The 13,616-nt window shown below is 64.6% G+C and carries 19 protein-coding genes; 13 read left to right on the top strand and 6 right to left on the bottom strand.

Annotated elements, in window-relative coordinates:
• Positions 1-3 precede the first annotated feature (3 nt).
• The 3 genes from F8237_RS35850 to F8237_RS01960 form a co-directional block, all read right to left on the bottom strand.
• Entirely contained in the window at positions 4-1,263 is a 1,260-nt protein-coding gene (locus F8237_RS35850; RefSeq protein ID WP_154696346.1) for a DUF6745 domain-containing protein, read from the bottom strand.
• Between the two features lie 44 nt (positions 1,264-1,307).
• On the bottom strand, positions 1,308-1,811 hold the full coding sequence (locus F8237_RS01955; RefSeq protein ID WP_151642154.1) for a hypothetical protein: 504 nt from the start codon (positions 1,809-1,811) through the stop codon (positions 1,308-1,310).
• Between the two features lie 173 nt (positions 1,812-1,984).
• Complete coding sequence (locus F8237_RS01960; protein ID WP_151642155.1) at positions 1,985-2,206, bottom strand: hypothetical protein; 222 nt, start codon at positions 2,204-2,206, stop codon at positions 1,985-1,987.
• 44 nt (positions 2,207-2,250) lie between these two features.
• Here F8237_RS01960 and F8237_RS35855 point away from each other — a divergent pair, with 44 nt between their 5' ends.
• Positions 2,251-2,415 carry a hypothetical protein gene (locus F8237_RS35855; protein WP_154696347.1) on the top strand — a complete coding sequence of 55 codons (165 nt, stop codon included), beginning with the start codon at positions 2,251-2,253 and terminating at the stop codon, positions 2,413-2,415.
• Between the two features lie 8 nt (positions 2,416-2,423).
• Here the strand turns inward: F8237_RS35855 and F8237_RS01965 are convergent, their stop codons facing one another.
• Positions 2,424-2,696 (bottom strand): hypothetical protein, encoded by a 273-nt coding sequence (locus F8237_RS01965; RefSeq protein WP_151642156.1) that lies wholly within the window; start codon positions 2,694-2,696, stop codon positions 2,424-2,426.
• Complete coding sequence (locus tag F8237_RS35860) at positions 2,693-2,890, bottom strand: hypothetical protein (RefSeq protein ID WP_154696348.1); 198 nt, start codon at positions 2,888-2,890, stop codon at positions 2,693-2,695. The genes F8237_RS01965 and F8237_RS35860 overlap by 4 nt, the downstream gene beginning before the upstream one ends.
• Positions 2,891-2,999: 109 nt before the next feature.
• Between F8237_RS35860 and F8237_RS35865 the strand changes: the two genes are divergently transcribed.
• The 11 genes from F8237_RS35865 to F8237_RS02025 all read left to right on the top strand — a co-directional run bounded on the left by F8237_RS35865 (position 3,000) and on the right by F8237_RS02025 (position 12,042).
• The gene (locus tag F8237_RS35865; RefSeq protein WP_154696349.1) at positions 3,000-3,299 is read left to right on the top strand and encodes a hypothetical protein; all 300 of its coding nucleotides are present in this window, start codon (positions 3,000-3,002) and stop codon (positions 3,297-3,299) included.
• A gap of 89 nt (positions 3,300-3,388) precedes the next feature.
• The gene (locus F8237_RS01980; protein WP_244626059.1) at positions 3,389-4,261 is read left to right on the top strand and encodes a S24 family peptidase; all 873 of its coding nucleotides are present in this window, start codon (positions 3,389-3,391) and stop codon (positions 4,259-4,261) included.
• 539 nt (positions 4,262-4,800) lie between these two features.
• Positions 4,801-5,133 carry a hypothetical protein gene (locus tag F8237_RS01985; RefSeq protein ID WP_151642159.1) on the top strand — a complete coding sequence of 111 codons (333 nt, stop codon included), beginning with the start codon at positions 4,801-4,803 and terminating at the stop codon, positions 5,131-5,133.
• Positions 5,133-6,638, top strand: coding sequence for an AAA family ATPase (locus F8237_RS01990; protein WP_151642160.1), 1,506 nt, complete (start codon positions 5,133-5,135; stop codon positions 6,636-6,638). Before F8237_RS01985 ends, F8237_RS01990 begins: the two co-directional genes overlap by 1 nt.
• A gap of 124 nt (positions 6,639-6,762) precedes the next feature.
• On the top strand, positions 6,763-6,981 hold the full coding sequence (locus F8237_RS01995) for a hypothetical protein (protein WP_151642161.1): 219 nt from the start codon (positions 6,763-6,765) through the stop codon (positions 6,979-6,981).
• Complete coding sequence (locus F8237_RS02000) at positions 6,978-7,226, top strand: hypothetical protein (RefSeq protein WP_151642162.1); 249 nt, start codon at positions 6,978-6,980, stop codon at positions 7,224-7,226. Before F8237_RS01995 ends, F8237_RS02000 begins: the two co-directional genes overlap by 4 nt.
• Positions 7,219-7,668 carry a hypothetical protein gene (locus F8237_RS02005; RefSeq protein WP_151642163.1) on the top strand — a complete coding sequence of 150 codons (450 nt, stop codon included), beginning with the start codon at positions 7,219-7,221 and terminating at the stop codon, positions 7,666-7,668. The genes F8237_RS02000 and F8237_RS02005 overlap by 8 nt, the downstream gene beginning before the upstream one ends.
• Positions 7,665-7,967, top strand: a complete 303-nt coding sequence (locus F8237_RS02010; protein ID WP_151642164.1) for a hypothetical protein — start codon at positions 7,665-7,667, stop codon at positions 7,965-7,967. Before F8237_RS02005 ends, F8237_RS02010 begins: the two co-directional genes overlap by 4 nt.
• 41 nt (positions 7,968-8,008) lie before the next feature.
• Positions 8,009-8,353, top strand: a complete 345-nt coding sequence (locus F8237_RS02015; RefSeq protein ID WP_151642165.1) for a hypothetical protein — start codon at positions 8,009-8,011, stop codon at positions 8,351-8,353.
• A gap of 190 nt (positions 8,354-8,543) precedes the next feature.
• Positions 8,544-9,635 carry a tyrosine-type recombinase/integrase gene (locus F8237_RS02020; protein ID WP_151642166.1) on the top strand — a complete coding sequence of 364 codons (1,092 nt, stop codon included), beginning with the start codon at positions 8,544-8,546 and terminating at the stop codon, positions 9,633-9,635.
• 34 nt (positions 9,636-9,669) lie between these two features.
• A complete protein-coding gene (locus tag F8237_RS02025; RefSeq protein ID WP_151642167.1) occupies positions 9,670-12,042 on the top strand; it encodes a xanthine dehydrogenase family protein molybdopterin-binding subunit in 2,373 nt (790 codons plus the stop codon).
• Between the two features lie 162 nt (positions 12,043-12,204).
• Here F8237_RS02025 and F8237_RS02030 read toward each other — a convergent pair whose 3' ends face one another.
• Positions 12,205-13,005: a hotdog family protein gene (locus tag F8237_RS02030; protein ID WP_151642168.1), complete on the bottom strand. Its 801-nt coding sequence runs from the start codon at positions 13,003-13,005 to the stop codon at positions 12,205-12,207.
• A gap of 107 nt (positions 13,006-13,112) precedes the next feature.
• Between F8237_RS02030 and F8237_RS02035 the strand changes: the two genes are divergently transcribed.
• Complete coding sequence (locus F8237_RS02035) at positions 13,113-13,616, top strand: YaiI/YqxD family protein (protein WP_151642169.1); 504 nt, start codon at positions 13,113-13,115, stop codon at positions 13,614-13,616.

Consider the following 13,616-nt stretch of genomic DNA (forward strand, 5'->3'; position numbering starts at 1 on the left):
CGCCTAGCTCCGAACCGCTTCGCGGTAGTGCTTGGGCGCGATGCCGTAGCTGGCGGCGATCACATCGGCGGGCGTATCGCCGGCCATGGCGCCCAGGTGGAATTTGCGGCGCGTGCCGTCAGGCTCGAGCGAGCCGTTGATCACCTCAACGACACGGATCCTCTCGCCCCTCACATTCACCTCGAGGAGCCTGCGCGGGAAACCGTGGCTGATGTCTTCGCTGATGACTTTCGCAGCGCGTTGTTCGGCGTAGAGCTCAAAGCCGCTCCGGCCGCCATATTCACGCTCCAGCAGGACGCGGCGAAACTCGGCGTTGGCTTCACCCTCGACGGCGTCGGCCGAGAACTCGGCCGCTTCGATCAGACGTGCCGGAACCCGGAGGCCATGCCAGGCGTGAAGGCCCCAGCCGTCGCGAAAGCGGACCGCCATTCCGTTTGCCGAGTGCAGGCGCTGCTGCGCATCAAAGTGAATCTCCGCCGGCCGATCGCTGACGAACGCGATCGATTTGTACGGGTAGAGCCAACCCGCCGAGAGCGCGTAAGCGCGGTAGGCGTCAAAAAGGAGTTTGGTGCGCGCTTCGTAGCGCGCGCCAATCCGTTCTCCGTATTCATAGAAGGCCAGCCAATAGGCATCGAGGCCGCCGATGAAGTACGAAGATTGGTAGAGCTGGTCCCTGAGCTGGTCCCAGAGCTGGTCCCTGAGCTGGTCCCTGAGCTGGTCCCAGAGCTGGTCCCTGAGCTGGCCCCAGAGCTGGTCCCTGAGCTGGCCCCTGAGCTGGCCCCCGAGCTGGTCCCTGAGCTGGCCCCAGAGCTGGTCCCTGAGCTGGCCCCAGAGCTGGTCCCAGAGCTGGCCCCCGAGCTGGCCCCCGAGCTGGCCCCCGAGCTGGTCCCTGAGCTGGCCCCCGAGCTGGCCCCCGAGCTGGCCCCTGAGCTGGCCCCCGAGCTGGTCCCTGAGCTGGCCCCAGAGCTGGTCCCAGAGCTGGTCCCTGAGCTTTCTCTCCAACACCAGCCGCTGATTGTCGCTGAGATTTTCCTTCAGCAATTTTTCGCAAATGGCGCGTGCGATCAGGCACGCCATCGGCGAGGCGAGTGTGATGACCGCAAGCGGCTCGGCCTGGTCGCCCGCTTTGTAAAGAGCGCGGACTGCGCTTCGCGCAGCCTCTTCGTGGATTGGTGCGGTCGACAAGCCGACCGCACGCCACTGCTCGCGGAATGCAGGCAACGCGGCTTGCTGCTCATCCGTCATCTTCTGGATCTTCGCCATGGCCCTTGTCTCCTCCGATTGCTGTGGGACGATGGTGCGCGAGGCTAGTCGCGCACCACGCGCTCTTCGGCGCCTGCGCTCTCGACCTGACGGCCGATCAGGTAGCGGCCGGCCGGAAGGCGGATGCCGTCGTGCTCTTCGTGGGTGACCGACATCGGTGCGCCTTCGATCACCAGGCACGCAATGGCAAGGTCAGTTCGCGTCAGCAGGCCGCGGCGGAGCATCTCGGCTGCAACGCCGGCATCGCGGTACATCCGTGCCGCGCCGACGGCTTGCTTGGCCATGCCGCCGAGCGCCTTTTTCAGCTTCGGATCGCGTGTCGCCATCAGCGGATCACCAACCTCGCGCGGCTGCGCCTGGAAGCTCCGCTGGCGCAGATCGACGGCATGGTGATGACCAGAGACCTCGCCCTCCTGGAGGATCAGGCGGCCTTCGACTGGCGCGATCTCCTCGATCGTTGCGATCGGGATATCGGCCGGGATCGGAATGATCGCGACGTCACCCTGAAAGGCCTGCCCCATCGCGGGGTCGTAATCTCGGATGTTCATTTCCTTCCTCCTGCCGCTGAGGATCGCCGCGGCGCGCGAGCTAAGGTCGTTTCGAGACAGCCGCTATCACTCGCCGCAAAGACTGCGGACGACTGCAGCGACTCAAACTGTGGGGATACGCAACTACAGACGCGGGAACGCGGATGACGAGGCGGCCTTGCGCCTCGCGAAGTTCACTCGATGATCTCGGCGTAGACGGCGAGCGCCGCGCGGGCGTTCGGCTTGCGCTTGCCGTCGATGAGGTATTGCGCACCTCGCTCCGTGAGGCCCGCACGCTGCGCCAGGTTGAGCGCCGGCTTGGTCGGCCATAGCGCCCGAACAACTGTTCCAAACTTGCACGTTTGTTCTTCGGAAGCGCTTGCGCGCGCCTCTGATCGCCGGCTTGATTCGCCCATGACGCAGACACTCCACGCAACGCAACACGAACTGGAAACTGGACATGACGGACGCCGAAATCGAGGCTCAGGCGATCTACACGGACGGCGCCATCGACGAGGTCTACACGATGGCGGATCGCGCCATGACGACGGGCCGCATCGCACTCGGACTTGCGTTCGCGGCCATGGTGCTGGCCGTTACCGCAATCGCGCTGGCGCTGCACTGATGCCGGCGTCATGCGAACACCCTGCGGCGTTCCTGGTCGGCGCGATGATTGGCAAGATGACGCGCATCCGACGTGTGGAGCACGACCTGCGTCCGGGTCCAGCCGAGCAGCTCGAGGTCGTCCTGGTTCACCGAGCCGGCGGAGGCCGCGAACATCAGGAAGTCGTTGGCCATCTGCTCGATCGCCTCCTTGCCGCGCAGCTTGGCGCGGTCGAGATAGGGCGAATAGGTCATCTTCAGCGCGTAGCGCTTCTGCGGGGCAACAACGGAACGGAAACTCATGATATATCAGGCCCTGACTGGAAATTGAGGAAGGTGCACGCCCGATGAGCCAGGATGACGATCGTCACTTTTACGTTGAGACGGCGCACGCCGATCAGCGAAGGACGCCGCAAGGTCGTCCATTCGTCGTCCTTCAGCTTCGGTGTGCGCCCGCCGGACCGGATAGTCTCCGAACCGCCCAGAACATGATCCATGTCTCCATGGATCCGGCGGTGGCGGAACAACTACTGGCTCAACTGACAGATGCCCTGAAACCTCCGCCCGCGCCTTCGCGTGGGCTGAACTAGCATGGGCGAGCGCTTCATGAAGTTCACGCTCACGGCGGGCGCGGTCCATCGCGCAGTAAATACGAATGACGAATTCTTCGTGCGGGTCGCGGAATCCCGTCGGACCCTCGTGCTCGATCAGCTTCTTCTCGACCAGGCCGGCATTGATCATGGCCCGATCGATGTCGAACCAGAAAAAGTCCCGTACGAGATCGCTTGCTCGATCGCTCATGACTGCACCTGTTCGGGCTGCTGCGGCTCGGCTGCCTCCGGCACAGTCGACGGCGCCTGCATAAAATCGTCCGCCGTTAGCGTGATGCTGTTTTCGCGCGCGTAATCGAGGAGCTTGATGGCGTCGTCATGAGGCACAACGCCACCAGTGCCGCCGCGCGACGCAGGGTAAGTCCAGCGGTAGACGCGGGAGATATGCTTGCCCGTGACCCGGGAAGCCGTCTCTGCGCCCCCAATCTTCTCGATAACGCTCTTGGCGGGGTTCAAGCTCATGGATCGCAATTTGCGATCATCGCAAATTGTAGTCAAACGAATTTTGCGATTGTCGCGATAGACTATTTTGCGAATACCGCAAATGATTGCGATATGAACAGCTTAGGTGACAAACAACGGCGTTGGCTCAGTGAACAACTTGAGCGGATGGGCCGGGGCGCGCGTATCGGACTGGCGAATCACCTCAACATTCGCCCCGACGCCGTCACGCGAATGACCAACATCAGCAACTCCAAAGAGACCCGCGATATATCGCTTGAAGAACTCGTTGGAATGGCTGAGTTTTTCAAGGAGGAGCCGCCTGGTCTTCGCGAGGCGAAGGAACGCGCGTCTCAGGCGGCGCAAACTGTGGTCAAGGTCGTCGGCCGGATCGGCGCGGGCCAGGAGATACTGCCCGAACTCGAGCAGCTGCCGCCCGAGGGCCTGTTCCAGATCGAAGTCCCCTTCCCCGTCCCCGACAACACGCTGGCTTTCGAGGTCGAGGGCGAGAGCATGTGGCCGCGGTACGATCCCGGCGACGTCGTCCTGTGCTGGAAAGAGGGCACCAACGCCAACGAGGTCATCGGCTGGGAAGCGGCTGTCATGACCGACCAGGGCCAGCGCTACCTCAAGCGGATCCTGCATGGCAGCAAGGCCAAGCTTTTCAACCTGGAGAGCTTCAACGCCCCCGTGATCCGGGACGTCAAGCTGACGTGGATTTCCAAGGTGCAACTGGTCGTCCGGGCGGGAGAATGGCGGCAGATCGGGCGGGCAGCGCAGAGCCGCATTTCCAAGAAACTCGCGGGACAACGATGATGTGGCGCGTGACCGGCTTTTCCGTGTGCTTGGCAATCGCTCTAGCCGGCTGCAACACGACGCAAGAGACCTTCACCGGCCCATCCGGCGCGACTGCAAACTCGACCAAATGCAGCCAGTCCCCCAACGGCTGCTTCAAGACCGCATCCGCGACGTGTCGAGGTCCTTACCAAGTCCTCGATAGCGAAAGCCACGCAGGCGGCTTGGTTGCCGATGCCTTGCCCGGGCCGGTGACATGGTACGCGATGACCTATCAGTGCGGCCCTTCGGACGGCAAAATCCCAAGCTTTCCGCTTAAAGGTGATCCTCCGCGTATGCCTCCAGCAACGGCCGTAACCATTCCCCCTATGGTCGCCCCTGGACCGCCGCCCGTTAGGCAGACTCAGTGCCAAACTTTCGGAACCACGACGAATTGCACGACGTACTAAGTAGTCCATCTGCTTGATAGACCCTGATTTTGCGATTACCGCAAATTTTCTATTGACTGTAATTTGCGATTATCGCAATATCCGCTCCGTTGAAACCCAACGGAGCCCCACATGTCCGCCGCCGCAGACACCACCTCCAGCAAGCCCGCCCCTTCCCAAAACCCCTTCAAGGCCGCCAGCGCCGCGCTGATTGCGCGGCTGCTCGCGCTGCCCGTTCCCGAAGCGATTGGCGAAGTCTCCGATCACCTGCGCGATGCCGCCAACATCTTCGACCAGTGGCTTTATGCCGTCGGCTCCGGCGTTGCCGATCGCGTCGCTACCGACGTCGACATGCGGCCATTTCAGGGCGCCTTCCTCGGCGCCGTCGATGGCAACGCCACCTACGAGGCCGAGTGCGCGGTCGAGACCGCGAGCCGCCGCCGCAGCTTTGCGCGGAGGGCGTGATGGAAGACCGCACCAACCACAACCGCTTCGCCGCCCAGCTCGCCGAGCGCATGCGCAACGAGACGGCGGTCATCGTGCTGCCCGCGGCACCCAGGATCGATACCGCCTACGTCGCCGCAGGCGAAGCCAGGATCGTCGACTTCGAGCAGCACGCCAGCGGCGACAAGCCGGCGCGCAAACCAAGGAAGGCGCGCGTTACGCCCACCGCCGCACCTACCCCCGTTTCCACGGCCGCGCGCGCCGCGACGGTCGCACCCACCCAACCCACCACGGAGCCCGCCGCCATGTCCAACGTCTACAACATCTTCGCACCTGCCGCGTCCACGACCGCGCATCTCAAAGCCGGATTCATGGGCAAGCAGGGTGCCGGCAAGTCAGTGACCGGAAGCCTGTTCGCCATCGCCCTCGTCCGCCACCTCAAGGCCTGCGGCGTGACCTATGCGAGCAAGCCGGTCGCCTTCTTCGATACCGAGACGGGCTCTGACTGGATGATCCCGCTGTTCGAGGAGGTCGGTATCCCGCTGGTCGTCGCCAAGAAGCGGACCTTCTCGGACCTGATCGCGGCGATGAAATGGGCGGAGGAGAACGCCTCCGTGCTGATCATCGACAGCATCACCCATCCGTGGCGCGAGCTCCAGGAGAGCTACCTCAAGAAGAAGCAGCGCAGTTTTCTTCAGATCGACGACTGGTCGTTCCTCAAGGGGCCGCACGGCTGGCAGCAGTTCACCGACCTCTACATCAACTCCAAGCTCCACATCATCATGTGCGGGCGCGCCGGCGACGACACCGAGCAATATACCGACGAGAACGGCAAGCGCCAGTTCGAGAAGGTCGGCGTCAAGATGAAGACCGAGACTGAGACCGGCTTCGAACCCTCGCTGCTGGTGCTGATGGAGCGCGACATGAACCTGCGCACCAACAAGGTCGCCCACGTCGCCTCCGTCGTGAAGGACCGCTCGATGCTGCTCGACGGCAAGGACTTCAAGTTCGAAGGCTATTACGAGAACGGCGAACGCCTTCCGACCGAAACCCTGGTCAAGCAGGTCTGGACCGCGTTTGCGCCCCACATCCTGCGTCTCAACATCGGCGGCCAGCATGTCGGCGTGCAGGCGATGGGGGACTCGACCCACATGATCAAGACCGAGCGTCGCGACTGGCAGCCCGTGCAGCGCAAGATCGTGCTCGACGAGATCAAGGATCTGCTGACGATGCACGTCCCCGGCCAGACCGTGGCCGACAAGCAGCGCCGCGTCGTCCTGATGAAGGATCATTTCTCCGCCGGGTGGGTCGAGATCGAGGAGACCTTCGACCTGCTCACGCTGCGCGCCGGCTATGACAGCCTGCACCAGGCGCTGGAGGGCAAGCCGTCGCGCTACGCAGCCGCGATGGAAGCCGAGCACGTGCCGCCGCTCGCCGATGACATCCCGCATTCCAGGATCAAGGCGGACGCGGCACCCGCCGACCTGAACGACTCCCTGCCCGAGTTCGCGGCGGCGGCCGGGTAGCGGGGTCTGGCGCGGCGCCGATAGCAAGGCGCGGCGCTGCACATGCAGGCGGCGGGGATGGCCAGCCCCGGACCCGCCGCCTGCAACTCTTCGAGGTCCCTCATTTCAACTCGGAAAAATCAACATGGGTTTCCATCGCACCCGCCAGCCACAGCCGGTTCACCGCGTGCCCGCCTCCGTCGCCGTATCACGCTTCATCTGCGAGCAGGAGATCGGCGACGTCCTGGCCGGGCAGGATCCGTTCGGTCTCGACAACGACTGCCTCAACCCCGCCGGTCATGACGCGATCGCCTCCTGCGGCGCCGTCGTCTGCCCGCATTGCGCAAAGGTGTTCTGGCGATGACCACGATCCCCGCAAGATGCTTCCTGATCGACGGCCCGCTGATGGGCGTCGAGGAACGCCGCGCAGCGATGACGCTGCAGATGGCCGCGGCGCTGTTGGCCGACGACGCCGCCATCGATCCGGCCGATGCACACCGCTGCCTGCACGCGCGCGGCTACAATGCGATCGACGTCATGATGCTGGTGGAGCCCGCCCGCTACGAGGCGCATCAACAGCTGATCGCGAGGGTGATCAGCGATGAGTAGCATCACCCGCCCCCAGCGCATTACCCCGCCCGCGGCGCCAGGATCGCTCTTGAAGCCGGTTTGCGAGATTGCGCAAACGCGCAACTTCAAGGCCGGGCCAGCCGACGATCCTGCCTACCTCCAAGCCGTGCGCGACTGTCCATGCCTCTATTGCGGCGTCGACCCCTGCGGCGAGGCTGCGCATGTGCGCCTCGCATCGGCCGCCTTCGGCAAGTCGAGCGGCATGGGCAAGAAGCCGGAAGACTGCTGGGCGCTGCCGCTCTGCCGCGACGACCACCTCAATGCCCGCCACGCCCAGCACAAGGGCTCGGAGGATGCGTTCTGGCAGGCACTCGGCATCAATCCGCTGCTGGTGGCCCAGCGGCTCTACGCCCAGCGCGGCGATCTTCTCGCGATGCGGGCGGTTGTTTTTGTCGCCATCTTGGAACGGGGAAAATCATGAGCCAGGTCAGACTTGACGCTTTGGAGCGCGTCGATTTCGACAAATATTTGACGCTGTCCGAGAAGGCGCAGCGCGATGCGGCAATTGCATCGAACGACGCCTTCATCGCCGCGATGACCAAAGCCTCTGCGAAGGGGCGTGAGCGCGTGAGACCCGGAACCTACGTGGACACCACCCCTCCGCTCGGAGCGCACTTCATCCGCGCCATCGCGCCTCATTCGGCCTGCGGCTCGCCGGCAGCCATGTGCATCGAACGCGGCAATCCGGATGGCGGGGCACCCCTGGTGCTGAAGTCCTAGACCAGGGTGCGCCAATTGGCGCAGGCAGGAGAGAGCAAAACATGACCGCGACCTCTGATCTCCGCACAATCACCCATGCACTGCGGCACCTCTGCCTGTCTCGCTGGACCGAAGAAAACATCACCGATCACGTGGCGGTCAAGCTGCCGGCACCGATCTTCGATCGGTTGTCGACCGAGCTCCAGCAAGAAATGCCGGCGTTGGAATTACAGGCGGGTGGGATCGAACTTCGCGCCCTCGGTCACCTCACCTTCGGCGGGATCAAATTCGAGAGGGTTGACGGCGCGTATTGGTCGGTTTCTCGACACGAACCGGCGCCGGACGCATCAGGATCCTACGCGGGGACCGGGTCGGCGTTCTGGAACAAGGACCATGAAGGCCGATGATCCAGCGCTTCACCCTGGCCGAAGTCGCCGCCGAATTGAAGGCACCATCGACCCGCTGGCTGGCGGAATGGCTCCGTGCGCACCCCCGGGATAAGTCCGGCCAGCCCTATTACACCCCGATGGGGCGGGGTAAGGTCTTCAGGTCCGAGGACATCGCCCGCATCGAGTGTGCGTTACGGGAGGGGTTGAAGTGCCGCTCAAGCTCAGGCCGCCGCGGAAAGGCAAAACGCCCAACTTCGAGGTCCGTGGAACCTACCTTGGCGTCTACGTGGAATGCAGTAGCGGATCTCCTCGGCGAGCCCTCGCTGAGAAAAAGCTCAGAGAGATCGAGCGGTGCATCGAAGACCACGGACAGTGGCCAGCCCCCGAGGCTGCGCCTGGTCCGCGAGAGCCAACCTTCGTAAGCGCCGTCGAATCCTATCTCCGGTCCGGCGGCGCCGGCCGGCATCTCTTCCCGCTGGTCAAGCACTTCGGGGACACCCTGCTCAGGGACATCGACCAGCAGGCGATCGACGGGGCATCCGGCGCGCTCTATCCCCACATCACGAACGGCGGCACTCTCAACGCCTACGTTCATACGCCGATGTCGGCGGTCATGCATCATGTCCTGGGCGACAGCTGCCCGACCATCCGACGACCCAAAGGCGCCGGCGGACGCCCCCGCAACGTCTTCATGTGGCCGGAGGACGCCTTCCTGATCATCGGCGAGGCCGACAAGATCGAGGAGGAGTTCGGTCTCTATCTGCGCATGCTGATCTTCACCGGCATCCGCAAGAGCGAGGGGCAGCATCTGCTCGCCGCCGACGTCCGGCCGGAGGAGCGTGCCGCATGGCTTCGGACCTCGAAGAACGAGGATCCGCGGATGCTGCACCTCAAGGCCGAGCTGGTCGGCCCCTTGTTTGCACACCTTGCAAAGAACCCTGACCGCAAGTTCCTGTTTCGCTGGCGGGGCGGCAGCCAGATCGACTGGCTGCTGAGGCGGGCCAAGATGGCCGCTTGCGGGCTGGAATGTCCGAAATACTGGATCAAGGGCTGGAAGGCGCCCGCCTACCGGCTCGACTTCGTGACCTGCCATGTATTCCGCCACAGCTGGGCGACATGGCTGCGCCGGTATGCCGGGGCTGACGTGCAGGGGCTAGCTGCGACCGGCAACTGGCGTAATGTGCGCAGCGCCGAACGCTACTCGCACGTGGTCGCCAGCGAAGAGTGGAACCGGGTTGATGATCTCCCTTCCATGGAAACGCAGTCGGGGAATGGCCGGGGAAAAGCCATCGGCGAGTGAAATTTTACAATAAAATCAAGGCCGAGTTTACTCCATGCAAGAACACACCAAATCGTCCACGCTCGAAAACGCTATTGCACTGCAAAAATACGGCGTCGGGCAGCCGGTCCGCCGCAAGGAAGACGACACGCTGGTGCGCGGCAAGGGCCGCTATACCGACGATTTCAACCTGCCCGGCCAGGCCCATGCCGTGGTGGTCCGCTCGACCCATGCCCATGGCGTGATCCGCGGCATCGGCCTTGATGCCGCCAGGGCGATGCCGGGCGTGCTGGGGGTGTGGACCGGCAAGGACCTCGATGCCGCCGGCTACGGCCCCTTCACCTGCGGCCTGCCGCTGAAGAACCGCGACGGCTCCCCCCTGCTCCAGACCAACCGCCAGCCGCTGGCGACCGACAAAGTCCGCTTCGTCGGCGACCCCGTCGCCTTCGTGGTGGCGGAGACGCTGGCGCAGGCGCGCGATGCCGCCGAGGCGGTGGAGCTCGATATCGAGCCGCTGCCCGCCGTGACCGATCCCGAGGAAGCCGCCAAACCGGGCGCGCCGCAGCTTTACGACCACATCCCGAACAACGTTGCGCTCGACTACCACTACGGCGACATGGACAAGGTCAACGCGGCGTTCGCCGGCGCGGCCCACGTCACCAGGATCGACATCGAGAACACCCGCGTCGCCGTGGTCTCGATGGAACCGCGCGTTGGCCTGGCCTCCTACGACAAGACCACCGAGCGCTACACCATCCAGATGCCGACGCAGGGCGTCGCGGGCAACCGCGCCAACCTCGCCAAGAACCTGAAGGTGCCGAACGAGAAGGTCCGCATCCTCACCGCCAATGTCGGCGGCTCCTTCGGCATGAAGAACGTCAACTACCCCGAATACATGTGCATCCTGTATGCGGCCAAGGCGCTGGGACGCCCGGTGAAGTGGCTCGACGAGCGCTCGACCGCCTTCCTCTCCGACAGCCATGGCCGCGCGCAAAAGATCCACGCCGAACTGGCGCTCGACGCCGAGGGGCACTTCCTCGCGGCCAAGCTGTCCGGCTACGGCAATCTCGGTGCCTACATCACCGGCGTCGCGCCCGGCCCGCTCTCGCTCAACACCGGCAAGAACTTCTCCAGCGTCTACCGGACGCCGCTGATGGGCGTCGACATCAAGACCGTGCTGACCAACACCACGCTGATGGGCGCCTATCGCGGCGCCGGCCGGCCCGAGGCGAACTACTACATGGAGCGGCTGATCGACCGCGCCGCCGACGAGATGGGCATCAACCGGCTGACGATACGCAAGCGCAACTTCATCAAGCCGAACCAGATGCCGTTCCCGGCCTCCTCCGGCGTCACCTATGACAGCGGCGACTTCCAGGCCGTCTTCAACAAGGCGCTGGAGATCTCCGACCACGAGAATTTCGCCAAGCGCAAGAAGGAGAGCAAGAAGGCCGGCAAGCTGCGCGGCATCGCCGTCGGCTCCTATCTCGAGGTCACCGCGCCGCCGAGCCCAGAGCTCGGCAAGATCGTGTTCGATCCCGATGGCAGCGTGCAGCTGATCACCGGCACGCTCGACTACGGCCAGGGCCATGCCACACCATTCGCGCAGGTGCTGTGCGCGCAGCTGGGGGTTCCCTTCGAGAGCGTGAAGCTGGTGCAGGGCGACAGCGACATCGTCCACACCGGCAACGGCACCGGCGGATCGCGCTCGATCACCGCGACCGGGCAGGCCATCGTCGAGGCCTCGAAGCTCGTCATCGAAAAGGGCAAGCGCGCCGCAGCCCACATGCTCGAAGCGTCCGAGGCCGACATCGAGTTCGCCGACGGCAGCTTCACGATCGCCGGCACCGACCGCAGCATCGACATCATGGAGCTGGCCAAAAAGCTGCATGACGGCAAGACGCCGGACGGTGTGCCTGACAGCCTCGACGTCGACCACACCAGCGAGCCGGTACCGTCGGCGTTCCCGAACGGCTGCCACGTCGCCGAGGTCGAGATCGACCCTGACACCGGCGTGGTGCAGATCGTCCGCTACAGCGCGGTGAACGATTTCGGCACGGTGATCAACCCGATGCTGGTCGCGGGACAGCTCCATGGCGGTGTGGTCCAGGGCATCGGCCAGGCGCTGATGGAGCACGTCCGCTACGACGAGAGCGGGCAGCCGATCACGGGCTCGCTGATGGACTACGCCCTGCCCCGGGCCGAGGACGTGCCGTTCATGGAGGTCGGCGATCACCCGGTGCCCGCCACGACCAATCCGCTCGGCAGCAAGGGCTGCGGCGAAGCCGGCTGCGCCGGCAGCCTGTCGACCGTCGTGAACGCAGTGGTCGACGCGCTCTCCGATTACGGCATCAAGCACATCGACATGCCGCTGACCCCGGAGCGGGTGTGGCGCGCGATCCAGGACGCGAAGGGCAAGGCGGCGTAGGGCTGCGTTTCTTCCTCCGCACGCACACTGTCATCGTCCGGCTTGACCGGGCGATCCAGTAGTCCGAGGCAGTCGTGATTCACGGAGAAGTCACGGCGTACTGGATTCCCCGCCTTCGCGGGGAATGACATCGTCTTTGAGGTGACAGGCTCGCCCCCTTCCCTACGCCACCGCCTGCTCGCGCGGCTGGGTGATCGCGGTGTGCTGGCAGTGTGCAATCGGCGTCGTGCCGTTGGCGACCACCAGCGCGTCGAACTCGACGAAGCGGTGGCCTTTCTTCTCGTAGTTCGCGGTGACTTTGGCGCGCGCGGTGATTTCGTCGCCGGCGCGTGCGGCCGACAGCAGCTGCATGCGGCTGCCGACGTGGATCCACGGGCCCAGAATGGTGTTGTCGACCAGCACGCGGTTCATCACGCGCTGGATCAGGCCGGGATGGCCAAATCCCTCGCGCGCGAAAATCGGATCGGTCTCCCTGATATCGGCGAGATAATCGGTCGCGTCCTGCCCGATCCATCGGCGCGGCGTCGTGCCCAGCCATTTGCCGGTCTCGAAGGTCGCGGGACCGACCGGCTTGCGCTCGGCCACCGCGGGCACCTCGACATAGTCGCTCAACGAAACCACGGGCGCGGCTGCCGGCAGCGACGCCGTCCCGGTGGCGCAGAGCTCGGTGCGGCTGAACACCTCGATCGTGAGCAGGCCGTTGTGCTCCGTCGCATCGACGTCGGCGGTTTCGCCATCATAGACCGGCTTGATGAAGCGAGCCTCGATCAGCCCGCGGCTGAGGAAATCGCGGCCCCAGCGCGCGACGGGCACGTGCATCATGTAGGCGAAGACGTCGACGCCGGGGACCAGCCCGCCGGAAAAGCCGAAACGGCGCGCCACATTGTCGTCGTGCATCTTGTTTTCGGATTGCTTGGCGGTGTTGTAGGCCTCGACGCGCCAGGTTTCGAGCCGGTTCGGCATGGGGTCGTCATCCCTATATTCTTGTTGTTTCCGGGCCGATCGTAGGCCCCGGGGAACACCGGTCAATCCCCTCGCCTTTAGGGCCCGAATGGGGTACCACGCCGCGAATGACTGATACCCCCACCCGCATCTATGTCGACGCCGACGCCTGCCCGGTCAAGGACGAGATCTACCGCGTCGCGCTCCGGCATGGCGTGCCCGTGAGCGTGGTCGCCGGCAACTTCATCCGTGTGCCGCAGGATCCGCTGATCGAGCGCATCGCGGCGGGCGCCGGCATGGACGCCGCCGACGACTGGATCGTGGAGCGGGTCAAACCCGGCGACGTCGTCGTGACCTCGGATATTCCGCTGGCCAGCCGCTGCGTGAAGGCGGGCGCCGACGTGATCGCGCCGAACGGCAAGCCGTTCACAGAGGAATCGATCGGCATGACGCTGGCGGTGCGCAATCTGATGACCGATCTGCGTTCTGCCGGTGAAGTCACGGGCGGCCCGCGCTCGTTCGCGCCGCGCGACCGCTCGGCCTTCCTCTCCGCGCTCGACCAGACGCTGCGCCGGATCCAACGCCGCCGCACGGATGCGACCGCAACGAGCCAGAATTTGAGTCAGGGCTGA

The sequence above is a fragment of the Bradyrhizobium betae genome (genome assembly GCF_008932115.1).
Lineage (GTDB): Bacteria > Pseudomonadota > Alphaproteobacteria > Rhizobiales > Xanthobacteraceae > Bradyrhizobium > Bradyrhizobium betae.